Annotated in this window: 24 protein-coding genes; 8 read left to right on the forward strand and 16 right to left on the reverse strand. The window is 60.3% G+C overall.

The window, feature by feature from the left end; all coding sequences use genetic code 11:
* Positions 1 to 116 precede the first annotated feature (116 nt).
* Genes ACP7B1_RS21995 through ACP7B1_RS22015 form a run of 5 tightly spaced genes read left to right on the forward strand, consistent with a single transcriptional unit; the run spans position 117 to position 4875 of the window.
* Positions 117 to 998, forward strand: a complete 882-nt coding sequence (locus ACP7B1_RS21995; protein WP_346307982.1) for a carbohydrate ABC transporter permease — start codon at positions 117 to 119, stop codon at positions 996 to 998.
* Complete coding sequence (locus tag ACP7B1_RS22000; protein WP_130271882.1) at positions 998 to 1843, forward strand: carbohydrate ABC transporter permease; 846 nt, start codon at positions 998 to 1000, stop codon at positions 1841 to 1843. The genes ACP7B1_RS21995 and ACP7B1_RS22000 overlap by 1 nt, the downstream gene beginning before the upstream one ends.
* On the forward strand, positions 1840 to 2862 hold the full coding sequence (locus ACP7B1_RS22005) for an aminotransferase (protein WP_346307983.1): 1023 nt from the start codon (positions 1840 to 1842) through the stop codon (positions 2860 to 2862). Before ACP7B1_RS22000 ends, ACP7B1_RS22005 begins: the two co-directional genes overlap by 4 nt.
* A 4-nt stretch (positions 2863 to 2866) precedes the next feature.
* Positions 2867 to 3802, forward strand: coding sequence for a carbohydrate kinase family protein (locus ACP7B1_RS22010; protein WP_346307984.1), 936 nt, complete (start codon positions 2867 to 2869; stop codon positions 3800 to 3802).
* Entirely contained in the window at positions 3799 to 4875 is a 1077-nt protein-coding gene (locus ACP7B1_RS22015; RefSeq protein ID WP_346307985.1) for a sn-glycerol-3-phosphate ABC transporter ATP-binding protein UgpC, read from the forward strand. Before ACP7B1_RS22010 ends, ACP7B1_RS22015 begins: the two co-directional genes overlap by 4 nt.
* On the opposite strand, the gene ACP7B1_RS22020 is transcribed toward ACP7B1_RS22015, so the two are convergent.
* The 13 genes from ACP7B1_RS22020 to ACP7B1_RS22080 all read right to left on the reverse strand — a co-directional run bounded on the left by ACP7B1_RS22020 (position 4872) and on the right by ACP7B1_RS22080 (position 16893).
* Positions 4872 to 5774, reverse strand: coding sequence for an AraC family transcriptional regulator (locus tag ACP7B1_RS22020; protein ID WP_105733355.1), 903 nt, complete (start codon positions 5772 to 5774; stop codon positions 4872 to 4874). The two genes, ACP7B1_RS22015 and ACP7B1_RS22020, sit on opposite strands and share 4 nt — an antisense overlap.
* Before the next feature lie 136 nt (positions 5775 to 5910).
* Positions 5911 to 6837, reverse strand: a complete 927-nt coding sequence (locus ACP7B1_RS22025) for an ABC transporter ATP-binding protein (protein ID WP_346307986.1) — start codon at positions 6835 to 6837, stop codon at positions 5911 to 5913.
* Positions 6834 to 7649 carry an ABC transporter ATP-binding protein gene (locus ACP7B1_RS22030; protein WP_426137255.1) on the reverse strand — a complete coding sequence of 272 codons (816 nt, stop codon included), beginning with the start codon at positions 7647 to 7649 and terminating at the stop codon, positions 6834 to 6836. The genes ACP7B1_RS22025 and ACP7B1_RS22030 overlap by 4 nt, the downstream gene beginning before the upstream one ends.
* On the reverse strand, positions 7646 to 8524 hold the full coding sequence (locus ACP7B1_RS22035; protein WP_346307995.1) for an ABC transporter permease: 879 nt from the start codon (positions 8522 to 8524) through the stop codon (positions 7646 to 7648). Before ACP7B1_RS22035 ends, ACP7B1_RS22030 begins: the two co-directional genes overlap by 4 nt.
* Positions 8525 to 8539: 15 nt before the next feature.
* Positions 8540 to 9517, reverse strand: a complete 978-nt coding sequence (locus ACP7B1_RS22040; protein ID WP_346307988.1) for an ABC transporter permease — start codon at positions 9515 to 9517, stop codon at positions 8540 to 8542.
* A 55-nt stretch (positions 9518 to 9572) separates the two neighbouring features.
* Entirely contained in the window at positions 9573 to 11225 is a 1653-nt protein-coding gene (locus ACP7B1_RS22045; protein ID WP_346307989.1) for an ABC transporter substrate-binding protein, read from the reverse strand.
* 33 nt (positions 11226 to 11258) lie between these two features.
* A complete protein-coding gene (locus ACP7B1_RS22050) occupies positions 11259 to 12284 on the reverse strand; it encodes a glycoside hydrolase family 3 N-terminal domain-containing protein (protein WP_346307990.1) in 1026 nt (341 codons plus the stop codon).
* A gap of 38 nt (positions 12285 to 12322) precedes the next feature.
* On the reverse strand, positions 12323 to 12802 hold the full coding sequence (locus ACP7B1_RS22055; protein WP_346307991.1) for a GNAT family N-acetyltransferase: 480 nt from the start codon (positions 12800 to 12802) through the stop codon (positions 12323 to 12325).
* Positions 12803 to 13053: 251 nt separating this feature from the next.
* Entirely contained in the window at positions 13054 to 13425 is a 372-nt protein-coding gene (locus ACP7B1_RS22060) for a YbaN family protein (RefSeq protein ID WP_346307992.1), read from the reverse strand.
* A gap of 95 nt (positions 13426 to 13520) precedes the next feature.
* Positions 13521 to 13946: a hypothetical protein gene (locus ACP7B1_RS22065; protein WP_426137256.1), complete on the reverse strand. Its 426-nt coding sequence runs from the start codon at positions 13944 to 13946 to the stop codon at positions 13521 to 13523.
* 167 nt (positions 13947 to 14113) lie between these two features.
* Positions 14114 to 14812 carry a hypothetical protein gene (locus tag ACP7B1_RS22070; protein ID WP_426137257.1) on the reverse strand — a complete coding sequence of 233 codons (699 nt, stop codon included), beginning with the start codon at positions 14810 to 14812 and terminating at the stop codon, positions 14114 to 14116.
* A 415-nt stretch (positions 14813 to 15227) separates the two neighbouring features.
* Positions 15228 to 16274 carry a glutamine synthetase beta-grasp domain-containing protein gene (locus ACP7B1_RS22075; RefSeq protein ID WP_223614726.1) on the reverse strand — a complete coding sequence of 349 codons (1047 nt, stop codon included), beginning with the start codon at positions 16272 to 16274 and terminating at the stop codon, positions 15228 to 15230.
* A gap of 364 nt (positions 16275 to 16638) precedes the next feature.
* Positions 16639 to 16893 carry a hypothetical protein gene (locus tag ACP7B1_RS22080; RefSeq protein ID WP_223614725.1) on the reverse strand — a complete coding sequence of 85 codons (255 nt, stop codon included), beginning with the start codon at positions 16891 to 16893 and terminating at the stop codon, positions 16639 to 16641.
* A 238-nt stretch (positions 16894 to 17131) separates the two neighbouring features.
* Between ACP7B1_RS22080 and ACP7B1_RS22085 the strand changes: the two genes are divergently transcribed.
* The 3 genes from ACP7B1_RS22085 (at position 17132) to ACP7B1_RS22095 (ending at position 20602) form a co-directional block, all read left to right on the forward strand.
* Positions 17132 to 17689: a TetR/AcrR family transcriptional regulator gene (locus ACP7B1_RS22085; protein WP_346308016.1), complete on the forward strand. Its 558-nt coding sequence runs from the start codon at positions 17132 to 17134 to the stop codon at positions 17687 to 17689.
* 298 nt (positions 17690 to 17987) lie between these two features.
* Positions 17988 to 18920, forward strand: a complete 933-nt coding sequence (locus ACP7B1_RS22090; RefSeq protein WP_223614723.1) for a hypothetical protein — start codon at positions 17988 to 17990, stop codon at positions 18918 to 18920.
* Positions 18921 to 19513: 593 nt separating this feature from the next.
* Complete coding sequence (locus ACP7B1_RS22095) at positions 19514 to 20602, forward strand: porin (RefSeq protein WP_223614722.1); 1089 nt, start codon at positions 19514 to 19516, stop codon at positions 20600 to 20602.
* An 81-nt stretch (positions 20603 to 20683) separates the two neighbouring features.
* Here ACP7B1_RS22095 and ACP7B1_RS22100 read toward each other — a convergent pair whose 3' ends face one another.
* Genes ACP7B1_RS22100 through ACP7B1_RS22110 form a run of 3 tightly spaced genes read right to left on the reverse strand, consistent with a single transcriptional unit; the run spans position 20684 to position 25997 of the window.
* The gene (locus ACP7B1_RS22100) at positions 20684 to 23773 is read right to left on the reverse strand and encodes an efflux RND transporter permease subunit (RefSeq protein WP_346308015.1); all 3090 of its coding nucleotides are present in this window, start codon (positions 23771 to 23773) and stop codon (positions 20684 to 20686) included.
* A complete protein-coding gene (locus ACP7B1_RS22105; protein WP_346308014.1) occupies positions 23770 to 24855 on the reverse strand; it encodes an efflux RND transporter periplasmic adaptor subunit in 1086 nt (361 codons plus the stop codon). Before ACP7B1_RS22105 ends, ACP7B1_RS22100 begins: the two co-directional genes overlap by 4 nt.
* Complete coding sequence (locus tag ACP7B1_RS22110) at positions 24852 to 25997, reverse strand: efflux RND transporter periplasmic adaptor subunit (RefSeq protein WP_346308013.1); 1146 nt, start codon at positions 25995 to 25997, stop codon at positions 24852 to 24854. Before ACP7B1_RS22110 ends, ACP7B1_RS22105 begins: the two co-directional genes overlap by 4 nt.
* Between the last annotated feature and the right edge of the window lie 14 nt (positions 25998 to 26011).

The following is a 26011-nucleotide window of genomic DNA, read 5'->3' on the forward strand; positions in this document are numbered from 1 at the left end:
GTGAAGTGTGCTTGATGTCGCTTAAGCTGGCTGATCTCCCCCCTTGTGGGGGAGATGGGCGGCAGCCCAGAGGGGGGTGAATTGACACCACGAATTGATGAAACAGGCATTCCTTCATGACGAGCAATTGGATTACGACACGCGCGTGGCTCCTGATGCTGCCACTTCTCATCGTCATGATTGCGATTATCGGCTGGCCGCTGGTCGATACCGTGCGCCTCTCCTTTACCGATGCCAAACTGGTCGGCACGGCAGGCGGCTTCGTTGGCCTCGACAACTACGTGAAAATGCTGTCCGGCTCGAATTTTCAGCGGACCCTCGTTACCACCACGCTGTTCGCCGTGCTTTCGGTCGCAGCCGAAATGGTGATCGGCGTTCTCGCCGCCCTCCTCCTGAACCAGCAGTTCTATGGCCGCTCCGTCTTGCGGGCGCTGATGATCCTGCCATGGGCTCTGCCGACGGTGGTCAATGCCACCTTGTGGCGGCTGATCTACAACCCGGAATATGGCGCGCTCAACGCGGCGCTCACGCAGATCGGCCTTCTCGACACCTATCGCTCATGGCTCGGCGAGCCGGGCACGGCGCTGACCGCCCTCATCGTTGCCGACTGCTGGAAGAATTTTCCGCTGGTGGCACTGATCGCGCTCGCCGCGCTGCAGGCCGTGCCGCGCGATATCACGGCAGCGTCGATGGTGGACGGTGCCGGTGCCTGGTCCCGGTTCCGTTTCGTCATCATGCCCTATCTCGCCGGCCCGCTGATGGTGGCGCTGGTCCTGCGCACCATCGAAGCATTCAAGGTCTTTGACCTCATCTGGGTGATGACGCGCGGCGGCCCGGCCAACAGCACCCGCACGCTGTCCATCCTTGTGTATCAGGAAGCCTTTTCATTCCAGCGCGCAGGGTCCGGAGCGTCGCTTGCCCTGATTGTCACGCTTCTCGTCACCGTTCTTGCCGTCGCCTATGCCGCCTTGATCCGCAAAAGCGCAGGAGCCTCCTGATGGAACGCCGCAGCCTGACAGCCACGATCCTTGTCCATGCCGCAGCGCTCCTGCTGGCGGCGGTCATCCTTGCGCCGGTGGTCTGGCTGTTCATCATGAGCATTTCGTCGACCACCGACCTCATCACCAAGCCGCTGCGCTGGTGGCCTGAAACCATCGACCTCTCACGCTATGGCGTTCTCCTGTCGAGCGTTGCCAACAGCGCCGGGGAGGCATTCGTCGCCTCGCTTTTCAACAGTCTCAAAGTGGCGGGCATGGCAACAGCGGCGGCACTTGTTGTCGCCATACCCTCGGCCTGGGCGGTGTCGCGCACGCCGAGCGTCGGCTGGTCGCTCTATGCGGTCATCGCCACCTACATGCTGCCGCCGGTCGCTCTCGCCGTTCCGCTCTATATGGCGCTGTCGGCCCTCGGTCTTCTCAACAATGTTTTCGGACTGGCATTGGTGTATCTGACCATCCTTGCGCCCTTCACCACCTGGCTGATGAAATCCGGCTTCGATTCCATTCCGCGCGAAATCGAAAGCGCCGCGACGGTCGATGGCGCGCGGCTTGACCAGATTCTGCGCCTGATCACCCTGCCATTGGCCGCGCCCGTCATGGCCACGGCGGCGCTCTTTGCCTTCCTGCTCGCCTGGGATGAGTTCTTCTATGCCCTGCTGTTCACCTCCGACCAGCGGGCCAAAACCCTGACCGTCGCCATCGCCGATCTTGCGGGCGGCCGGGTCTCCGATTACGGACTGATCGCCACAGCGGGTGTGCTGGCCGCCCTGCCGCCGCTGATCATCGGTCTGTTCATGCAGCGTGCCCTGATTTCGGGCCTGACCAATGGCGGCGTCAAGGGATGAGCATGACATCTGACCAGAACCGGCCCGCCGGCCTTGTGGCGATCGAAAAGGAAATGGCGCGGCAGAATGCCGATGCAATCGCGTCCTTCGAAGCGGCAAAACCGCTTGCCGCGACAATCGCCCAGTCTCTGCGCAAGACCGGACGCCTCCTGCTGCTCGGCATGGGCGGCTCCCACGCGGTCAGCCGGGCCGTGGAGCCGCTCTATCGCAGCCTGGGGATCGATGCGGTGGCGCTGCCCCTGTCGGAACAGCTCGGGCAGCCGGTGCCGATAAGCGGCAAGACAGTGCTTGTAACGTCCCAGTCCGGTGAAAGCGCCGAAGTGCTGCGCTGGTTTGCCGAGGCGGGCGTGGCGCCCGATACGTTCGGTCTGACGCTCGAAGGCGGATCGACGCTGGCCCGCACCGTGCCCTCACTCGTGGGTGCCGGCGGCACCGAAAACGCCTTTGCCGCCACCCGCAGCCTGACCGTCAGTTTTGCGCTGCATCTTGCTGTTCTGACAGCGCTGGGCGACGATCCCGCGGCAGCGCTCGCGCGCCTTCAACGCGGTGGCACAGCGCCGATCGATGCGGCCATCAAAACTCTCTCCGATGTTTCCTCGATCGTAACCTCCGGCCGCCGGTTGCAGGGTGTCGCCGAAGCCATTGCGCTCGGCCTCACCGAACTGTCGCGCATCCCCTGCTTCTCGCTGGAAGGCGGACAACTGCGACATGGGCCGATGGAAATGCTTGGCCCAAAGGTCGGTGTCGTGCTGTTCCGCGGCAAGGATGCCACCGCCGGGCTGGTTGCCGGAATGGCCGTGTCCGCGTGCGAAGCAGGATCGCCTGTGGTGGTGTTCGATGCCTCGGGCGAAAAGCCGATTGATGGCGTTACCACCGTCAATGCCGGTGAAGCCGCCGGGATCGCTGCCATTTTCGCGCTGCTGCCCGCCGCGCAGCATTTCATGATCGCCTTTGCCGGTGAACGGGTCGCCGATGTCGGAACGCCCGTGCGCTCCACCAAGATTACGCGGAGCGAATAGGATCATGCGCCCGCTGGCCGTCATTGGAAACGTGAACGTGGACCTGATCCTCGGCCCCGCCGACCCCTGGCCGACGCCCGGCACAGAGATCATGGTCGATTACGACGAACTGCGTGTCGGCGGTTCGGCCGGCAATTCGGCGTTGACCTGGGAAGGGCTCGGCATCGACTTCCAGATCGCCGCCAATGTCGGCAGCGACCAGTTCGGCCAATGGCTGCGCGAGGAATTCGGCGGGCGCGGCCAGCGCTGGCCTGTTGCCCCGATGGGAACAACCCTGTCCGTCGGTATTACTCATCCCAATGGCGAGCGCACATTCTTCACGACGCGCGGCCATCTCGGTGCCCTGTCCTGGCCGGATGTGATCGCCATGCTGGACACGCACCGGTTGCGCGGCGGTCATGTCCTCCTGTGCGGTTCATTCCTGACCGATGCGCTGGTGGCGGACTATGACGCGCTGTTTGACTGGGCCGACGCCAACGATATCCGCGTCGCGCTCGATACCGGCTGGCCAGCCGACGGCTGGAGCGACGCCAACCGGGCGGCGACCCGCCGATGGCTGGCGCGCTGTCACTGCGCCCTGTTCAACGAGGTGGAAACAACGCGGCTTGCCAACAGCATCGAGCCCGCAGACGCGGCGCGCACGCTGAAGGCGCTGATGCCGGAAAACGCCATCGTCGTGGTCAAATGCGGATCGGACGGCGCCCTGGCCATCGGCCCGGACAATCAGCTGGTGACAACCGAAGCACCGATGGTGCCCGTTGCCGACACGATCGGCGCCGGCGATGTTTTCAATGCGGCCTTCCTGGCCGCCCTTGCCCGGGAAATGCCCCTGCAACACTGCATCGCCGCCGGTGTCCATGTGGCGTCGAAAGCCATCTCGACCGTACCCCGCCGCTATGACAGCCATGACCTCGACACCACGCCGGAGAATGCGCAATGAGCGCCCTTGAACTCATCGACATCAGGAAACGCTACGGCGTCATCGAAACCCTGAGAGGTATTGACCTGTCGCTTGCCAGCGGCGAATTCCTGGTGCTGCTCGGCTCCTCCGGTTGCGGCAAGTCCACGCTCCTCAACATCATTGCGGGACTGGCGGAAGCAACGGAAGGCGACGTGCGCATCGGCGACCGCTCCGTGACCGGCGTACATCCGAAGGACCGGGACATCGCCATGGTGTTCCAATCCTACGCGCTCTATCCGAACATGTCGGTGGCGCGCAACATCGGCTTCGGGCTGGAAATGCGCAAGGTTCCGGCGGCCGAACGCACGGACGCCGTGCGCAAGACCGCGAAAATCCTGCAGATCGAAAACCTGCTCGAACGCAAGCCTTCCGAACTTTCCGGCGGCCAGCGCCAGCGCGTCGCCATCGGCCGGGCTCTGGTGCGCGATCCGCAGATTTTCCTGTTCGACGAGCCACTGTCGAACCTCGATGCGAAACTGCGCATGGAAATGCGCACCGAACTGAAACGCCTGCACCTGATGCTGGGGACGACGATTGTCTATGTCACCCATGACCAGATCGAAGCAATGACGCTGGCAACCCGCATCGCCGTGATGCGCGACGGCCAGATCGAGCAATTGGCAACGCCTGATGAGATCTATAACCGCCCGGCCACCCGTTATGTCGCCAGCTTCGTCGGCTCGCCGCCGATGAACATGCTGGAAGCCACGGTGGCCGAGGGTATCGCCCATATTGACGGATCGCTGAGCGGCTTTGCGCTTCCCGCCGATATCCGGGAAAAGGCCGGTCAGGCACGCGATGTCGTCATCGGCATCCGCCCCGAAAGCCTAAGCCTTGCTCCGGCGGGCGATGCGGCGCTTGGCATCGATGCCATGGTCGAGGTGGTGGAACTGACCGGCCCCGAACTGGTGGTCACATCAACCATCGGCAGCCAGCGCCTGACCGCCAGCCTGCCGCCGAAATCGGCGGTGACAGCCGGAATGGCCCAGCGCTTTGCCATCGATGCCGGTGCCCTGCACATTTTTGACAAGGCGACCGGCAAACGACTCTAGCCTTCCAGCAGATAGTCCGGCATGTCCTTCAGCCGGGCGATATCGCGCAGCGGCGGCTGGCCGAACAGGCGCGCATATTCGCGGCTGAACTGCGACGGGCTGTCATAGCCCACCGCATGGCCCGCCGTTGCCGCGTCCAGCGACTGGCTGAGGATCAGCCGCCGCGCTTCCTGCAGCCGCAACTGCTTCTGGTATTGCAGCGGGCTCATCGACGTCACCGCCTTGAAGTGCTGATGAAAAGACGACGGGCTCATATTGGCTTCTGAGGCCACATGCTCGATGCGCAGCGTCTTGCGGAAATTGCGCTTGATCAGTCCGATGGCCTTGTTCACCTGATGCAGCCGGCTTTCCGACTGGGCGATCTGGCGCAGGCGGCCGGACTGTTCGCCCGTCAGGAGCCGGTAGAGCAATTCACGCTCGGTCAGCGGCGCCAGCATGGAAATGTCCTTCGGCGTATCGAGAAGGCGGACGAGCCGCACGACATTGTCGAGCAGGTCCGGCCCCATCGGATTGAGCGACATGCCGCGGTCGGGCAGCTGGTTGCTGAAACTTTCCTTCGGCGCTTCCAGCAGCAATGCGCTGAGCATGGTGGGATCAAGGTCAAGGCGCAGCGACAGATAGGGCTCGTCTTCCGACGCTTCGATGACATGACCCACAATCGGCAGATCAACGGAAACGGTCAGATAGGTTGCCTTGTCATAATAGTAGACCTCGTCACCCAGCATGGTGCGCTTGCGGCCCTGGGCGATCACACAGACCGCCGGTTCATGCACCACATGGTTCGGCTCGGTCGGCGCCGTGGCACGGGCGAGGTTCAGGCGCGGAATATCCGTCGAAAACAGCCCATCGGCGCCCGTGTGCTTTTCGATCAATTGTGCAAGCTCGGTAATTTTGTCCACGGCAGTTCTCCTCGGGTAATGCCCACCCTATCTAGGTGTCATCACGCGCGCGAACCAGAGCCGAACCGCCAGCTTTGATCCGCTTTGGAGGATTGTGCAATCATCCGGCAGTTTTGGTCAATCGCGACGGCGCGCTTTACACCGCCCTGCCGCTTGCGATCTGGCGGATGAAATGGCCGGGCTCGATAGCGACGATGCGATCCTGCGGCACCGCTGACAACCGCCGGACTTCGTCGACGTCGGCCGCCTTCAATTGCGCCTTCGGATCGTCGAACCGCATCTGCGGATCGGGCACCGCCGACAGGAGAAGCCGGGTGTAGGGATGCTGCGGGTTGTCGATGACCTTGTTGACATTGCCCCATTCGACGATCTGTCCGGCATACATGACGACAATGTCCTCGGCGACGTAGCGGGCAGTGGCGATGTCATGGGTGATGTAAAGCAGCGCAAGCTTCATGTCCCGCTTCATCTCGTTGAGCAGGTTGAGCACGCCGAGACGCACCGACACGTCGAGCATCGAGGTCGGCTCGTCCGCCACGATCACCTCGGCGCCGACCGCCAGCGTGCGGGCAATGTTGACGCGCTGGCGCTGTCCGCCCGAAAGCTCATGCGGGTGTTTGCGCGCGACGATTTTCGGGTCGAGCTTGACCCGGGTCAGCAGTTCCTCAATGGCAGCATCGAGCTGTTTTCCCTTGAGGTCGCGCCGGTGCAGCTGCAGCGGGCGGCGCAGGTGATAGTCGATGGTATGGGCCGGATTGAGCGAGGAAAACGGATCCTGGAAGATCATCTGCACTGAGCGGCGATAGGCGGCGAGCGCCTTGGCGTTGTCGGTCGCGACAGGTTTGCCCTTGAACAGCAGCTGGCCTTCGCTTGGCATGTATTCCCGCATCACCAGCCGGGCGCAGGTGGTCTTGCCGCTGCCGGATTCACCGACAAGCGCAAGGGTTCGGCCGGCATGCATCTCGAAGGAAACCGACTGCGCCGCATTCACCTTGAAGGGCGCCGTGCCGAAGGATTTCGACACGCGGTCGAGCGCAAGGATAGCGGTTTGCGGATCGCTCATATCGATACCTTCTCCATCACCGGTTCTCCGTGCAGCGACGGGAAGGAAGCCCAGAGCTTTCTGGTGTAGTCGTGCTGCGGCGCGCCATAAATGTTTTCCGCGGTGTTCTGCTCCACGAGCCTGCCCGCCAGCATGATGCCGATGCGGTCGCAGAACTGCACCATCAGGCCGAGGTCATGGGTGATGAACAGCACGGAAAAGCCGAAGGTGCGGCGCAGCTCGTTGATGCGCTGCAGGATTTCGCGCTGCACCACCACATCGAGCGCGGTGGTCGGCTCGTCCATCACGACGATCTTCGGATTGAGCGCAAGGCAGATCGCAATGACGATACGCTGGCGCATACCACCGGAAAACTGGTGCGGATAGTCCTTCATCCGGTCGGGCGGAATATCGACGAGACGCAGCATCTCCGCCGTCCGCTCGCGCGCCTGCGCCCGGTTCATCGTCTGGTGCGTGCGCAGCACGTCATAAAACTGTTCCTGAATGCGCAGCACGGGATTGAGCGAATTCATAGCGCTCTGGAACACCATGGCCACTTCGCGCCAGCGGAAATCCCGCAACTGTGCCGGGTTGAGATCGAGCACATCCCTGTCCTCGAGCAGTATCCGGCCGGAGCGGATCAATGCCGGCGGCTTGTGCAGGCGGCTGATGGCAAAGGCAATCGTGCTCTTGCCGCAACCGGATTCTCCGGCAAGGCCGAAGACTTCGCCGCGGGCGACGTCGAAGCTGACGTCGTCCACAGCGCGAAAATCCGTACTGTCGCCGATATAGTCGATGGTGAGGTTTTTCACCCGAAGCAGCGGTGCGGTCACAGGCGGCCCTCCCCGGAGCGGATCAGTGCCGACCAGCGGCTCATGCTGTTTCCCGTGCGAAGGCGCGGATTGGCGATCTCATCGACGGCAAAGTTCAGCAGCGACAGGCCGATCCCCAGCAGCGCAAGAGCAAAACACGGGGTCAGGATATCCCACCAGGCGCCGACGGACAGGGCTGACGCTTTTTGCGCGTTGTACAGCATCATGCCCCAGGACACGGTCTTGGGATCGCCAAGACCAAGGAACTCCAACGTTGCTTCCGTGATGATCGCAAAAATCACGCTGCCGATGAAGTTGATGCCGACGATGGAAATCAGATTGGGGAAGATTTCAAAGGTCATGATACGCCAGCGCGGCTCGCCCATCATTTCGGCCGATTTGACGAAATCCTTCTGCTTGACCGACAGGGTTTCGGCGCGGGTCACGCGCGCGCCCCAGGCCCAGGACGTGCAGCCGAGGATGATGGCAATGACCAGCGGGCTGGCCTGACCGATGAAGGAGGCAAGCACCAGCAACAGCGGTAGGTTGGGCACCACCAGCACCATATTGGTGAAGAAGCTGATGACTTCATCCGTCTTGCCGCCGCGATACCCGGCAATGATGCCGAGCGCCGTGCCCAGCACTGTGATCAGGAGCCCGGCGCCGAAACCGACGGCAAGCGATGTCCGCGCCCCGTAGATCAGCCGGGCAAAGACGTCCTGGCCGATGCGTGTGGTGCCGAGCCAATGCTCGGCCGATGGCGGCTGGTGCGGCCGGCCGACGCGCGCTGCCGGGTTATACTCTGTCAGCAGCGGTGCCGCGAGGGCGATCAGGACGATGACCAGAAGAATGATCATGCCGACCAGGGCTTTGCGGTTGCGGACAAGTCCGGCGATGAGAGGTTGCATGGCTCATGTCCTCCGCAGGCGCGGATCGAGCAGCACATAGCTGATATCCACGATGAAATTGGCGACAAGCATGGCGATGGTCATGATCAGGAGCTGGCCCTGAATGACAGGATAGTCGCGGGCGAGAATGGCCTGGTAGAGGATATTGCCAAGGCCGGGATAATTGAACACGACTTCGGTCACCAGCGAACCGCCGAGCACGGTGCCGATGGCGATGGCAAGGCTGCTGACCGTCGGCAGCAGTGCATTGCGCGCCGCATACCAGATCATCACCCGGCTGTCGGAAAGCCCCTTGGCCCGCCCCATGACAATATAATCCTCACCAAGAAGATTGATCATGTTGTTGCGCATGGTGACGGCAAAACCACCGGTCAATACCGTGCACAGGGTCAGCATCGGCAGGATGCCATGATAGAGGACGCTGAGGATGTAGGTCAGGGAGAACGCGGGATCGAGCGCCGGATCGGCGGAATAGCCCGTCGGGAACCAGTTGAGCGTGAAGCCGAAGAAGAAAAGCACGATCAGCGACGTGACCACCGCCGGAACGGAGGTGGCGAAGATTGCGCCGACGGACACGACGACATCGAAGACACTGCCGCGCCGCCAGGCGGCGAGAATGCCGAGGAATGTCCCGAACGTGAAACTGATCAGCGTGGCGGTTCCCATCAGGGCCACGGTCCAGATCAGGGCATGGCCGAGAACCTCCGTCACCGGCAGCGGGAAATATTTGATCGACCGGCCGAGGTCACCGGTAAAAATGCTCTTGAGATAAGTGAGGTACTGCTGCCAGAGCGGCCCGTCGACAAAGCCGAAGGTCAGCTTCAACGACGCGAGATTTTCCGCCGACAGTTCCGTGCCGGTGCTGGAAAACATGATCTGGATCGGATCCCCCGGCATCAGGCGCGGCAGGAAGAAATTGATCGTGGCAGCCGCAATGAAGGCAGCCAGATAGAATCCGAGGCGTCGAAGCAAAAAGGCCATATGCATCTCCCATCGCGGCGGGGACTGGTTTCACCCGTCCCCGCCTGTGCGATACCTATTTGACCGGCTCGAGCGCCAGGAGGTGGATGAGACGCGCCGGGTTGTTGCGGGTGATCGACGGATTGACGAAGGGGTGCTCCTTTGTCGACCAGCCGGTGAACCGCTTGGTGTTGTACTGATACCAGTTCGGATTGTTGAACACCGGCATCATCGGCAGGTTTTCCGCAACAATGCGCTGGGCTTTGTTCATCACGGTCTTCTGTTCAGCCGGATCGGCAGTCCGTGTGAAATCCACCAGCAGTTTGGCGAGATCCGTATTGAACCAGCGCTGCGAAGTGAAGCGGGTCTTGCCCTTATCCTGCTCGTTATAGGCGCGCTGATAGGGATAATAGGGCGAGGCCGCCGCCGGCAGGCTGTTGATGGCCATGTCGAAATTGCCATTGATCAGATTACCCGACCAGACTGCTTCTTCCGGCGTTGCGATCTTCACATCGAGCCCGGCCGCCTGCATGCCTTCGATGGCGATCTGCACCGTGTCGATCCAGTCCGTCCAGGCATTGGGCACGATCAGCGAGAACGACAGCTTGGTGCCATCGGGGTTGTCGCGGAAGCCGTCGCCGTCCTTGTCCACATAGCCCGCCTCATCGAGCAGGGCCTTGGCCGCATCCGTGTCATATTTGCCGTATTTGCCGAAGTCGGCGAGCACAGACGGATCGGACCAGTTCTTGTACAGTTCGCCCATGCCCGAGGGATCGTCATTCAGCGTGGGATAGCCGTAACCGGCCACGTCGATCATGCCCTTGCGGTCCAGCGCCATGCTGACGGCGCGGCGGAATTTCACGTCGTTGAAGGCCTTGCGGTTGTTGGCATTGGCCGTTTCCAGATTGAACAGGAAAGCAACCATGCTGCCCGGCGTGTACCAGTAGTGGAAGTTCTTCGGGTCCTTTGCCACATAGGTGTTCTCGATATCCGGCAGGAACGACACACCCCAATCGAGCGTACCATTGGCGGTTGCGGTCAGGATCTGGTTGTTATCGGCCAATTGCGGGAAGCGCATGCAGTCGATCTTCAGATCCTTGGCATCCCAGTAGTTCGGATTGCGGCACTGGTCGTAGGTCTGGCCGGTGAACCGGGCAATCTCGGTCATCGGGCCGCTGCCGACCGGATTCTCGTTGGCGAAGGTCACCGGATCGGCAATGTCCTTCCAGACATGTTCCGGAATGATCGGAACCTGTACCAACTGGTCGGCGGCCAGCGAGCTTGGATTGACCAGCGTGAACCGAACGGTCTGCGCATCGACAACCTCGACGCCGCTGATGAATTTCCAGATGCTGACGAAATCCAGTGCCGGGAACTTCTGCAGATAGTCATAGGTGAATTTGACGTCGGCCGAGGTCAGCGGCTTGCCATCCGACCATTTCATGTCCGGCCGCAGCTTGAACTCGATGCTCTTCAGATCGTCCGCCAGCTTGAAACTTTCGGCGAGGCGATAGTTCGGCTTGTTGTTGTCGAAGCGGTTGAAGACGACGAGCGGCTCATAAATGAAATCAAGTGTGCTCTGACGGGCCGACGTCTGGTTGAACGGATTGAAATTGCGCACCCAGGTGGTGGCCGGCTCGATGTTGACGGTCAGCACTGTCTGCGCCATGGCAGGCGCAGACAGGAACATCATTGCAGAAGCTGCTGCAAACAGACGGTTTCTCGACATGCGTATTCCCCTGTTTTTATTGATTAAAGACGATCAGTTGACCAGTGCACCTGCAAACATGTCTTCCACTTCCGCATGCACCGCCTTGACATCGACTTTCAGCGATCCGAGCCGGGCATTGGCGGCGGCGATGCGGCGGGCGGCGTCTGCGGTCAGCGGGCGGGATGCCTTCGCCGCCGCTTCGCTGTCCGCAAGATCGCCGTGGCTGTGCAGCGCAATATCAAAGCCCGCGTCGAGAACCTGCGCGACGCGTTCCGGCATGGTGCCGGTCAGAGAATTCATGAAAATGCAGTCGGAGATGAGGACACCGTCATAGCCAAGATCCTTGCGGATGACATCCAGCATGACGGGCGAGACGGAAGCGGGCTGCTCCTTGTCATAAGCCGAATAGACCACGTGCGCCACCATCGCCCAGGGCGTATCCTTGAGATCAATGAACGGCTTGAAATCCGTGGCAAGGAGGGTTTCCTTGCTCGCATCGACGACCGGCCGCTCCTTGTGCGAGTCCAGCGTGGCGCGGCCGTGGCCCGGGATGTGCTTCATGACCGGCATGTTGCCCGTCTCCAGCAGACCGTCGATGACCTCGCGGCCGAGCAACGTCACGCGCTCCGGATCAGCCCCGAACGACCGGGCGCCGATGACGTCGCTTGTGGTATCGAACACCAGATCGAGCACCGGCGAGCAACCGCTGGACAGTCCAAGCTCGGTCATCATGGTGCCCATGGCACGGGAAGAGAGCCGCAGCGCCTTGCGCGCCAGCTCAAGATCATGCCGTGCGAGGCGGGCAAACTCGCCAAAACTGCGGAACAGCGGCCACGGGCCGGCGTCGAGATGCTGAACGCGGCCGCCCTCCTGATCGGTGAAAACCGGCGCATCGGCACGCCCGACAGCCTCGCGGAAGCTTTCGATCAATGCCTTGACCTGCTCGGGCGCACGCTGGTTGCGGCGGCCGACAAAGAGGCCGAGCGGGTTGGTCTCGCGAAACAGCGCGATCTCATCGGGTGACAGAACCGGGTTGGGAATGCCGACGAACAGGGCGAGAGGCAATTGGCTGGACACTGTATTCACTCCATGGGAACTGTGATTGGGGATAGGCTTCAGGTTCGCTTGGCGCGCAACATGCCCTGATAGATGCCTTTGTTTTCGGACGGGATTTCGATGGCGCCGGCGGCCTTTACGTAGAAGTCCACCGGACCGGCATCACCGATGAACGCGTAGGCGTGGCCGAGTGTTTTCATGGTTTGCAAGGCGGCTGAAAAGAGGGCAAGGCCAAAGCCCTTTCCCTGCTTGTCGGGATGGACGCCCGTCGGGCCGAAAAAGCCGCGCGCTATCGCGTCGTAACAGGCAAATCCTGCAAGCGCGCCATCCTCGATGGCGATGAGACAGGCCGAGGGCTGGCGGGTGATGGCAACCGTGACTTCGCTGGCCCAATTGGCACTGAAATGTTCGCGGACCCAGTCCGTGACCAGTTGCGCCTCGGGTGCAAGCACCGGACGGATGGTCACAGCAACGCCGTCAGCCTTGGTCTTCAGTTCGGCCAGCTTGTCGGTGTACAAGCTTACAAGTAAATCAGACACCGCTGCTCCTCATCCAAATAATTCCATTATAGTGGAATATATCCCCTTTTAATGTAATAGAGTTGGATTTTTGCGCGCGCTTGTCAACTGTTTTTCGGGGCGGCATCTCTCCCGCGCGCCCGCTGTCCACCCGATTCCTGCAACTTCCGGGTTTGCGCGATCCCGCTTATCCGCAGGACGGAACCTCCCTGCATCACCGACGGGACGTCAATGGCCTTGAATGGGCGTTTCGATTCGCACGCGGTCGCCCGTCATTTCCCGGTCGGGCGGGAAACGACATAAATGGCGCAGGCGATGAAGAACAACATGACAACACCGCCGAGAAGCAGCGTCGGGCGCGCAAAATACCAGAAGGAGCCATAACCGAACGCCATGCCGCCGCAGGCGATCCATTTCACCCGGAGCGGGATGGCGCCATGGCGCTGCCACTGCACCAGCGTCGGGCCGAAGACCGGGTGTTCGAGCAGCCATTTCTCGAAACGCGGCGAAGAACGGCCGAAACACCAGGCGGCGATGATCAGGAAAATGGTGGTGGGCATGACCGGAAGGAGCGCGCCGATAAAGCCGAGCGCCACCATCACCCAGCCAAGCGCGAAGTAAAACGCGCGTCGCGTTCCGTTCATCCTGCCCGCTCCTTCGCTAGTCCTTGGCGATACGAGAAGCGGTTTATCCGGTGGCGATGCGGTTGTCAGCAAGCAACCGCATCAACCCCATTGCTTCAGAGACCAAAATGCCCCTTCAGGCCGGGAACCGACGCAACGATCTTATCGACCAGCTGCGGATCGGCGGATTGCTTGGCATGGGCGATCACGGCGGTACCCGCCTGCTGAATCTGTTCCACCGTCAAGCCGCTGGCCTTGAGCGCCGCCATGCCATTGACAAGCGCGCCGACCTTTTCACCCGCAGCGCCGCTGAGAAAGCTGGTTATGCTGGAGATGAGCCCGCCCGACTGGTTGCCGGCGGCCATGACGTCGAAACTCTGCGCCAACTGGGCCGCGCCCGGCATCTTGGCAAAAAGGCTGGCTGCCTGTTCCGGAGCTTCATGCTGGAGCACGGACAGCACGGTTCCTGCCGCCTTTTCCGCTGCCTGCGGATCGAGATTGGCTTGGGTGGCTATGGTGTTCACCAGATCCTGGATCGGCATGGCATTCTCCTGTTTGCGAGCGCAGAGCCGGATATTATACCGCCTCTGTGAGCGTTGGATGACGCCAGAAAAGCCACGACGTTGCAAGCAGAAACGCCCGGACAGGCAATTGAGCCGTCCGGGCGTTTCTGGAATTCAATCGCGGCCTGCCGAATGGCAGGCTGTTCCTATTCAGACTTCAGGCGGGTGTTGCATGCACTCCAGTATTGCGGCCATGTCTGGCCGGCGACCTTGTTGGCAGCCTTTGCCTTCTGCCACTCATCGCCGCATTCGCGAATGCGGGAACGGAATGCGATTTCACCGGCAGACAAGGGTTTGCCGTTGGCGGCGGTTTCGGTGGCTGCGCCCGCTTTGCCGGCGGTCGCCTTGGCTGGCGCGGCGGCCGGTTCCGGCGGCGTTGCCGCATCGGACTTGTCGGCCTTGAGGCTATCGCTGCACACCGACAGGAACTGCGGCCACTTCTGATCCTTCAATGTACCGGCGGTTTTGGCTGCCTGATACTGGGTGCTGCATTCTTTGGTCACCGCTTTGGCCGACATGGTTCCGGCTGCTGCCGGCGCTGCTGCCATTGCCGGCGTCTTGGCCGGCTTGGTGGCATCCTGAGCCTGCTTGACCGCCGGTGCCGTGGCCGCAGGAGCCGGTGCCGCAGCATCCGTCTTCAGGCTCGCGCTGCAGGTCGACAGGAACTGCGGCCATTTCTGGCCATTGAGCGTACCGGCCTGCTTGGCCGCATTGTACTTCGTGCTGCACTCCTTGGTGACAGACTGGGCAGCGGTGCTCGCTGCGGATGCAGGGAGGGCAAATAGTGTCAATCCGGCGCCGACAATCACCGATGCGGCGAGCGTATGTGTCAGAAACTGGTTCATCTTCACATGTTCCTTGCGATCTGGTTCGCGTTTCCCCCGGGCACGCACCATGCGTTCCGGTTTAACAATGCCTTGATGCCTCCCGTCCCTGGGGAGTGAAGCGCATTTTCAACGCACCACTCGAAGTCATCAAGTGGAATCTGCACGTCGATTGTGGCTGAAAATGTCTCGCTTCCAGGAATATTTGCAGGTGAATTGCGCATCAGCGTGACCCGGCATGATTCATCCATGGCATTGCAAACACAGCATGATCTTCTCACTTACTGATTGCAAGTGAGTTCATATTCTACCGGAGGTATGGCAAAGGGTTGGCTGCGAACAGGCCTGCAGCCGGCTTCGGATCTCGATCGATTACCATCGCTCATCCGAGAGGAGAGGCATGGCGCGGGTTTTCCCGCGCCATGCCGGAACAAACTTAAGCGACGGCAGCGAGCCTGTCTTCGACCGGTTCCGGAACCGATGCGATCGTGCGCAGAATCTGCGACGCGATCTGGTAGGGATCGCCCTGGGAATTCGGACGGCGATCTTCGAGGTAGCCCCGGTAGCCATTGGCGACAAAGCTGTGCGGCACGCGGATCGACGCACCGCGATCGGCGACGCCATAGCTGAACTGATGGATGGACTGGGTCTCGTGCTTGCCGGTCAGGCGCAGATGGTTGTCCGGTCCGTATACGGCAATATGCTCATCGCAGGCGGCTTCGAACGCAGCCATGACCTGTTCGAAATAATCCTTGCCGCCGACTTCGCGCATATAGTCCGTCGAGAAGTTGGCATGCATGCCGGAACCGTTCCAATCGGTGTCACCGAGCGGCTTGCAATGGTATTCGACATCGATGCCGTACTTTTCGCACAGACGCTGCAGGAGATAGCGCGCCATCCAGATTTCGTCCGCGGCCTTCTTGGAGCCCTTGCCGAAAATCTGGAATTCCCACTGTCCCTTGGCCACTTCGGCATTGATGCCTTCGTGGTTCAGACCGGCAGCAAGACAGATATCGAGATGTTCTTCGACGATCTTGCGGGCGACATCGCCGACATTGCTGTAGCCGACGCCCGTATAATAAGGGCCCTGGGGCGCAGGGAAACCGGCCTCGGGGAAGCCGAGCGGACGGCCGTTCTTGTAGAGGAAATATTCCTGTTCAAACCCGAACCATGCGCCTTCATCATCATTGATGCTTGCACGCGTATTGGAAGGATGCGGTGTCTTGCCATCGGGCATCATCACTTCGCACATCACGAGAACGCCATTCTTGCGCTCGCTGTCCGGATAGACGGCAACCGGCTTCAAAACACAATCCGAACTTCTGCCCTCGGCCTGCATTGTCGAACTTCCGTCAAAGTTCCAGAGAGGCAGCTGTTCCAGTTTGGGGAAAGCATCGAATTCCTTGACCTGCGTCTTGCCGCGAAGGTTGGGGACCGGTGTGTAACCGTCGAGCCAGATGTATTCGAGTTTGTATTTTGTCATTATGGCTTCTCTCATAGGTAGTTGTGCGTGCTGATCCTTTTTGCCGGTGCTGCGCCCAATCGTGCGCCATCACCTGCGGATACACTACCCAAAGCAATTTGCGTGCCACTTTCGCCGGAGGCTTAATTGCGGCCCCGCCCGGAGGCGTAAAAACAGCAAATGATAGCTTGCCAGCAAACAAAACCGGGCCGCCAAGACAGACACCCGCGCTCAACAATTGCACATTGTCTGCCGATATTTTGTGCAACTGCGAAAATCCTGTGCAGCATCGCTTGCCGCAAAACAAAACCGGCAGCTCCCATGGGAACTGCCGGCGATCATCTGCATTGGCAATCCGTGGACTGCCCGAACGTCAACCCGAACGCTAAACGGACCCTTCGCAGCAGGCCGAGCGAACACGTGCGCCCATGGCAAGCAGGCTCTTGGATACTGCGGGTTGATCCACCGTAAACGGCCGCTGCCAATTATTGGATGCGACAGCTTCAATATTTTTTCGCGCCACAGATTTCATAAGGAGTTCAAGCTCGCTGCGGGTCACATGGTCAGCGCGCATGACGGCGTTGATCATGGGATCTGATAAAGCTTCAGCAAGGGTAAGATCGGCATATGTCTGTGGCATGATGCTCTCCTTCTCAGCGGCAACCGCGCCGCAATAACGAATAGAATGGTAAATCGGTACTTTTGTAAGGCGTCGGCCCGAACACCAATTTGAAAAATTGACATGAGAACCAAATGCGTGTTACCGGTAAGTAACAACCCATAGTTACTGGACGGTAACATCTATGTCAAGCGCGCCTACGCAGGAAATTTCGAAACCTCACGATACTGTTATATCAGGGGAATCCGACGGCAGCCGAATGCCGCCGCGAGCCCGCATCGTGGCCAGCGCCATCGAGCTGTTTCGCCAGCAAGGCATCAAGGGTGTCGGTGTCGACGCGATTGCCGAGGCCGCCGATTCCAACAAGATGACGCTGTATCGCCACTTCGGATCGAAGGACGACCTGATCTGCGAGTGCCTCAAACAGGTTTCCGCACGGCGTGAGCAGATCTGGCGCGACCTGGAAACGGCCTTTCCGGATGATCCGCTGGCGCAGATACGCGGCTGGATTCATGAAGCCGCCGAATGCGTGTTCAGTGACCCGCGCGGCTGCGACCTGGCCAATGCCGCCATTGAACTCAAGGAAGCGAATCACCCCGCTTTCAAAGTGATCGTCGATGCCAAGAAAGTGCACAAGCAGCGCCTGATCGATCTTTGCCACATGGCAGGGGTCACACAGGCCGAACAATTGGCGGATGCGCTTGTGCTGCTTGTCGAGGGGGCCCGCGTATGCGGCCAAAGTGCTGGCGTGGAAGGCCCTCAGCAACAGTTGAAACGGGCGTGCGACGCCATGATTGCCGCCTATTCCGCCAAGTAACGGCTAGAGACGCCCTGTCTTTGCCGTCCCAAACCTGACCATCCAGCCGAGACCAGTCGCGCAACAGGCAAGACCGCTTGCGTGGGGGTGGAGGCAATTTCTGTACCCGGGGAAGCCAGACCACACGCAAGCCATGCCGTTTGATTCACGCACTTGTTATCAGCGTTCATCGCAGGAGCATGTACATTGCGTCATCAGGACAGGGCTCCCCGACACCCGCCGAACCAACTGCCCGCAAAGGGCAAAACGACACTGGTGCAAATCCAGACGGAGTGGCAATCGAATGGGAATAGCCTTCATGAACGACCGGATGCCCGAAACCCTTCCCTTCATAAGTCATGAAACACGTTCCGAGTGGCTGCTGCAGCGGGTCGCGATCCTGCGTCAGCATCCCAATTTCAGCGAAGCAGCGGCGGACTATGCGGACGACGCCGTCGGAATTTTTGAAGGCCGTTACATGGCCAACAAGGTCATGGCGAATGTCGCCCGGCAAGTCATCTGCATGTCGATTCTCGCACTGCATTTCACGCGCGACAATGGACATCACGGCGCAACCATTTCCAGCATCCAGAACATAACGTCGAGCCTGAAGCTCTGCAGCAAGAACACCACCTCGGCGACAATCGATCTTCTCGAGAATATCGGGCTTGTCAGCCGCGTGCTCGACGAAACCGACCACCGGAACCATCTGATCCAGCCGACGGACAAGCTGATATCCGGCATGCGCAGGATTGTCGGCGTTGCCATCGCTGCGGCCGACAAATTGTTTCCTTCGAGACATTACAAGCAATTGATCGACGGCACGGACGGCTTCCTCGAACGCTATTTCGCCTCCAGCCTGCATTCGCTGCTCAATGTCAGCACCATGATTTCCAACCTGCACAGTTCCCAGCTCTTCGCCATCAGCGATGGCGGCGGGGTGCTGCTCTGCAAGCTGATGACAATGAAGGAACAGCAACCGGCAGACCGGGAGAATATCGTCAGCTTTCCCTATGATGAAATCGGCAATCTTTTCGGCGTATCACGCACCCATATTCGCCGGCTTATGAAACGGGCCGAAGCGGAAGGGCTGGTGCGTTTGCTGGAAGACGGCGGCCGGCAGATCGAGATACTGCCGACCCTCAATGATGTCTTCGAAAACATGGTCGCCGCCCATATAGCCCGCGCCCAATTCGACATTCATCTTGCCAACGGGGACTACGATCTGTTGCCCATAGATCGCAACGCCTGAAGACCTTCGCTTGCGGAAAGCGCACGCGCCGCGCCATCCGATCTCGACCATCATGCTCAAAAGAAATGACCCTGCCCCTTGGAAAGGCAGGGTCGTTGAGCATTGACTGGAGATCAATTGAACTCATTTGCCTTCCTGTTCAACGCGGACTTGCCGCATGAACGAGAATTTGCCGGTTCACGTTGCATCCGATTTTCCAGGCAGTCAAAGGATAAAACTGGTGGCTTTTTGCTACCAACTTTGCGCAGTCAAATTGCGCGGGATGCGGCTTTCCCGCGACATTTGCGGAAAATTGCGGTTTTCGTGAACGGGATTCGTCGGTGTCCTCCAGCGGGACGCGGACCTTACAAAGATTTGATTTGCATCGAAAAGCAGTAAGCCGGCTGGGCGTTTTGTGCAGCCGGAAAGACAAGACCGACACGCCATGACGACATTTTGCTTCTGCGCGACTGGTGCAAATTGGCAACATTGCGTCTGGTAGCAATATACCACCAGTTATGTCCTTTGACCAAAAGGGTACCAAAGTAAGACATAAGTGAGGCACTGCGAATTTGGCTTGCCCCTAGAACAATGATCCTTCACTGGAGATCGACATGAATATCAAAACTCTTCTTCTCGGCTCTGCCGCTGCACTTGTTGCAGTATCGGGAGCTCGCGCTGCAGATGCAGTTGTTGTCGCTGAACCAGAAGCCGTCGAGTACGTCAAAGTGTGTGACGCATATGGTGCCGGCTTCTTCTATATCCCGGGCACCGAGACATGCCTGAAGATCGGCGGTTACATGCGGTACGATGCCGGCGGCGGTGACGACCCCTACAAGGGCGGACACATGGGCGGCCAGAACGACACCTATTACAAGCGTGCCCGTGCCGAGGTGCGTTTTGATGCCCGGACGGAAACCGAACTTGGCACATTGCGCTCCTACATCCAGACGCGTTTCCAGTATACCGATGGCAATCAGGATGGCGCGTCCATTCCGCAGGCCTTTATCGAACTGGGCGGCTTCCGCGTCGGCGTGGCCGACGAAATCTTCGGCTCGTGGGTCGGATATGCCGGTAACATCATCAATGACGACGTGATCCAGTACAACAGCTTTGCCAGCAACCAGATAAGCTACACATACAACGCCGGAAATGGCTTCTCGGCGATCATCGCCGCCGAGCAGGGCGAAGTGGATCAGGGTTACGATTATCGCATCGATGACTACATGCCCCACGTGCTCGTCGGTGCCAAGTACGAACAGGGCTGGGGAACGATCTCCGGCATCGCCGGTTACGACTCTGCCGTGGAAGAATGGGGCTTCAAGGCTCGTCTGGACGTCAAGTTCACCGACACGGTTTCCGCCTGGGTGATGGGTGCCTACCAGACCAACTATGACGATCAGTCCTTCAACACCAATGTCAATCGCAACTGGTTCGGTACATGGGAAGGCGACTACGCCATCTGGGGCGGCCTGGCTGCCAAGGTTACCGACAAGGCAACCGTCAATGCGCAGGTTGCTTACGAAGAACAGGGCACGATTGCTGCTGCTTTGAACGTGGCTTACGAGCTTGTTCCCGGCTTCACGATCACACCGGAACTCAACTACACCAAGTTTGACGGCGCGCGTAAGGACTACTCCCTTGCCCATGGCGGCAATGACGATGCCTTCGGTGGTATCATCCGCTTCCAGCGCAATTTCTAGTCATCGCAAAACCTGATTGTCCGGGGCCGCAAGGCCCCGGTTTTTTATGGGCGGAAAGCTGGCTCCGCCCGCCTCAACCAGTCATGCATTCACGCTTGCCGGTTCCTGATGCCCCGCGGGCGGAACCGTATTATCAGGCGCCTTGATGCGGAACCACGCAATGTAGAGTGCGGGCAGGAACAGAAGCGTCAGCACCGTACCCACGATAATGCCGCCCATCATGGCATAGGCCATCGGCCCCCAGAATATTTCCCGGGCAATCGGAATGAGCGCAAGGCTGGCCGCGGCTGCCGTCAGCATGATCGGCCGCATGCGATGCTCCGTCGCTTCGACCACGGCACTCCACGGATCCTTGCCTTCCTGCCTGAGATCCTCGATCTGGACGACAAGGATCACGGAATTGCGGATCAGAATGCCGATCAACGCCAGGACGCCAAGCAAAGCCACAAAGCCAAGCGGAGAATTGCTGGAGAGCAACGCGGCAACGACGCCGATAATGGCTAGCGGCGCAACCGCGAAGACCAGGAACAGCCGCTGGAAGCTTTGCAACTGGATCATCAATAGGGTCACCATGGCAAACAGCATGAGCGGAGCTACGGCTGCGATGGGCGCCTGGGCCTTGCCGCTTTCTTCCACCGCACCGCCAACGACAACACCGTAACCCGGCGGCAGCTTGCCTGCGAACTCGGCAACCTTTGGTGCCAGTTGCGTCACCACTGTTGCGGGCTGAAGGTCGCCGACGATACCGGCCTTGAGCGTTATGGTGGGTTGGCGCGCGCGACGCCAGACCACCGACTGCTCCAGCTCGTAGCGGAAGTTCGCAACGGCCGCGGCCGGCACCGACTGGCCGTTGCTCGTCGTCAGCTGGATGTTGCGAAGCTGGTCGATCGAGCCGCGTTCATCGGCGCGGGCGCGCACAACCACATTGATCAGATAGATCGAATCCCTGACCTGCGTGATTGTCGAACCGCCGACAACGGCATTGAGCGACGAGGCAATCGATTCCGAGGTGATCCCGAGCTGACGCGCCTTGTCCTGCAGCACATCGACCTTGATGACGCGGGAAGGTTCGTTCCAATCGAAAGTGATGTCGCCGATGGATGGATTGCCGGCAATCAGATTGGCCATATCATGGGCGTAATCGCGCACCTTCTGCACATCCGGCCCGCTGACCCGGTACTGGACCGGACGGCCGACCGGCGGTCCGATATCCAGCAGATGGACAAAGGCGTCGGTGCTTGGAAACTCGTTCTTCAGCCATGCCTGCAACGTCGTCCGCAGCCGGTCGCGTGCCTCCAGGCTCTTCGTCACGATCACCGTCTGCCCGAAGAACGGATTTGACGGCTGCACGTCGAATGACAGGAGGAAGCGGATGGCACCCTGCCCGACATAGGAACTCCAGTGATCGATATCCGCGTTGCCGGCCAATTGCTCCGCCTCGAACTTGTCCATCTGCGCCTTGGTTTCAACGATCGAGGCATTCTGCGGCAGGTTCCAGTCGACAATCAGCTCATGACGATCGGAGTTGGGGAAAAACTGCTGCTGGACGTGACCCATTCCGTACAGGGAAACCGCGAAAATCACGACGGTCGCGGCAATGGTCACCCAGCGGAACCGCATGCAGAGCAGAAGAATGCGCTGGAACCACAGGGTAAACCGGCCGGGGTTCTCATGCTTGTTCTTCATGGTCTTCGGCAGCAGCGTCACGCCGAGCAGCGGCGTGAAGATGACTGCCACGATCCACGAAACAACCAGCGATACGGCGATCACGACGAACAGCGTATAGGTGAATTCACCCGCCGCACTGCTGTTGAGGCCAACGGGAATGAAGCCGGATACCGTCACCAGCGTACCGGTCAGCATCGGAAAGGCCGTGTGCGTGTATACATAGGTGGCGGCCTTGCGCAGATTGTCCCCGGCTTCCAGCCGCGCCACCATCATCTCGACGGCGATCATCGCGTCATCGACGAGCAAGCCCAGCGCGATGATCAGCGCGCCCAGTGAAATACGCTGGAGCGAGATACCCATATATTCCATCACCATGAAGGTGATCGCCAGGACAAGCGGAATGGCCAGTGCAACCACGAAACCGGCACGCATGCCCAGGCTGACAAAGCTGACCGCCAGCACGATGGCGACAGCCTCAAACAGGGCGCGCGTGAAGCCGGATACGGCCTCCTCGACGATTTGCGGCTGGTCCGAAACCAGATTGACGCCAACGCCCACGGGCAGATCGGCCGTGATCTGCTGCATCTGCGCCTTGAGGTGTTCGCCAAACTTCAAGAGGTTGCCGTTCGGCTTCATGCCGATGGCAAGACCGATGGCCTCCTTGCCGTTCACGCGGAACAGGCTGGTCGGCGGATCGACATAACCGCGGGTAACCCGCGCGACATCGCTCAACCGGAAGAAGCGATCATTGACGCGAAGATTGATGGCCTGCAGGCTCTTCTCCGATACGAACTGGCCGTTCACCCGGATCATCACCCGTTCGGGGCCGGTTTCGATGACGCCCGACGGGGTGATCGCATTCTGCGCCTGCAGGGTGCTGATGATGGCCTGCTGGTCGAGCCCGAGGGCCGCGACCTGCTTGGGCGAGAACTCCAGATAGATCGCCTCGTCCTGCGCACCCACGAGCTCGACCTTGCCGACATCGGGAACCGTCAGGATTTTCCGCCTGACGTCTTCCACGTAATCGCGCAGTTGCCGCCGGCTCAGCCCGTCGGAGGTAAAGCCGTAGACATTGCCATAGACATCGCCGAACTGGTCGTTGAAGAACGGCCCGACGACCCCTTGCGGAAACTGCGGGGAAATATCGCGGATCATGTTGCGGACGCGGATCCAGGTTTGCGTGACGGCAGCGCCGCGCACCGTATCCTTGAGGTTGAGGAAAATCGTCGTCGATCCCGGCGAACTGACACTGCGGGTATAGTCCAGCGTATCGAGTTCCTCGAGCTTCTTTTCAATCCGCTCGGTGACCTGTGTCGTCGTGTCCTCGACCGACGCTCCCGGCCATTGGGCCGAGATCACCATGGTCTTGATGGTGAAGTTCGGGTCTTCCTCGCGGCCGAGATTGAGATAGGAGAAAATCCCGGCAATCGTGAAAACGATCATGAAATACCAGACGAGAGAGCGGTGATCGAGCGCCCATTCCGAGAGGTTGAACTTCTTCATAGCGGATTCCCGTCAGTCATCTTGATTTTCTGGCCTTCGACCAGGCTATGCGCCCCGGCCGTGGCGATCCGGTCACCGTCGGTCAGTCCGGACACGACGATAGCGTCCGCGTTGGTGCGGTCTTCCAGCTTGACTTCCCTGGCCGAAACCGCCGCCTGCTTTTCATCGATCAGCCACACGAACGTCTTGCCATCCTTTTCGAGGATTGCCGTTGCCGGAATGCGGATGCGTGGATCCGCTGCGGTGGTGAGATAAGCCGTCACCGTGGTCCCCAAACGGAACCCTTCCGGCGGCTGCTGCAGCGTGATGCGGGTTCGGCGCGTGCGCGTGGCTTCATCCGCCTGCGGTGCGATTTCCCTGACAACACCCGCCGTCTGTATTGTCGGATCGGTCTGCAGCGAGACGCCGAACCTGCTTCCCACCTCGATCGCGCCAGCCACCGTTTCGGGAATATCGACCACCGCCTCACGGATATCAGGGCGTGCAACAACGGCGACCAGCTGGCCGGCGGTCACGGTCTGCCCGACATCGGCCTGCAGGGACGTGGCCACGCCGTCGAAATCGGACCGCAGCACCGCATAGCCGAGTTCTTCGCGCGCTTTCGTCAGGTCAGCTTCCGACCGTACAACCGAGGCGACGGCGGCTTCATAGGCCTGCTGCGCCTGATCGACGACGGCTTCCGTCGCCGAATTCTGGCTGAGCAGCGCCTTCTGCCGGTCGGCCGTCGACGCAGCGTTGGCAAGCTGGGCCTTGGTGGACGACAGGTTCGCCTGCGCCGCCTGCACCGCCAGTTCCAGCGCGAGCGGATCGATTGCCGCGATCTCCTGCCCGTTCGAAACCTGATCTCCGACGGACACATCACGGCGCACGATGCGCCCGAGGGTGCGGAAGCCGAGCTGGGTTTCAAAACGCGGTTCTATCTTGCCGGCAAATCCCCGGACCTGCAGGGTTTGCGATTTGACGACGGTCGACAGGACCGGACGCACGACATCCGGCTGCTTGGCCTCGCCTTCCTTCTGGCAGGCACTGAGAGCAAGACCCAGACAGACAAGGCTTGCGCCGTAAACGAGAACACGCCTCATGACGGATCACCACTCTTGATTGCTACAATCTCGGTTGGCCGCAACCGGGTTCCGCCTGTCGTCACCACCTGTTCGCCTGCCTGCAATCCGCCGCCAATCGCGACAGACAGCGACTCGTAAGCCGTCACGGTCACGTCGCGCAGGTCGACGGCGTTTGTTTGCGGATCGACGACCCAAACGGCCGGCTTGCCATTGTCCGAGGTCAAGACCGACGATGGCAGAACAGCCGCCTTGACGGCCGGCAATTTGACCGTTCCGATCACCACGGAACCAAGAGCCATCTGAGGCGTCGGGTTTTGCACCGCGACCTTGACCCGCACGGTGCCGGAGGCATCGTCCACCGTCGGAGAGACCTCGCGGATAATGCCTGTGGCCGTTATGGCGGGATTGTCGAACAGAACAATCTGAATCTGCTGATCGCCGATACTGCGCGTGACCAGTCCCTCATAGACATTGAAAATCGCGTCGCGCGGACCATCCACCGCCACCGTGAACGCAGTCGATGCGATCTGCGTCACCTGCCCCACCTCGATATTGCGCGCGGTAACCACGCCGGAAGCGTCGGCTTTCAACTCGGTATAGGACAGGGTTTCGCGCGATGTCTGCAATTGCGCCCTGGCTGCATCGAGCGAGCCCTGTGCCGTGCGCTGGGCTTCCTCGGCACTGTCATAGGCGCTCCTCGTGGTGAAACCCTGTGCAAGCAGTGCCTTTTGCCGGTCGAAGGCAGAGGTGGTCTGGCGGAGTTGCGCCTCGGCGGAACGGACAGCCGCATCGGACGCGGCAACGTCGGCCCGCTGCTGGGTCGGGTCGATACGCGCCAGTACGTCGCCGGCGGCGACGTGGTCACCCACGTCCACAAGCCGTTCGGTCACCTTCCCGCTCACCCGGAACGAAAGATTGCTGTCGATCTTCGCCCGTATTTCACCGGTTACCGAAACACTCTGCGCATAATCCGTGAACACGATCTTGGCGACATTCACTTGGGCCGGCGGCTTCTGTTCGGCCGCTTTCTTCGGCTGGCAACCGGCCAGCAGGGCAAGCCCCAAAATCATCACCAGCAGCCTGGGCACGGCAGACACATCATGCCGTTGCCGCTGGCGCTCAACCACAAATCCGGAGGAGAAAAAGTCAGGCCGCATCATTCAACCAATCCATG

The sequence above is a fragment of the Phyllobacterium sp. SL163 genome (assembly GCF_049896885.1).
Lineage (GTDB): Bacteria > Pseudomonadota > Alphaproteobacteria > Rhizobiales > Rhizobiaceae > Phyllobacterium > Phyllobacterium calauticae.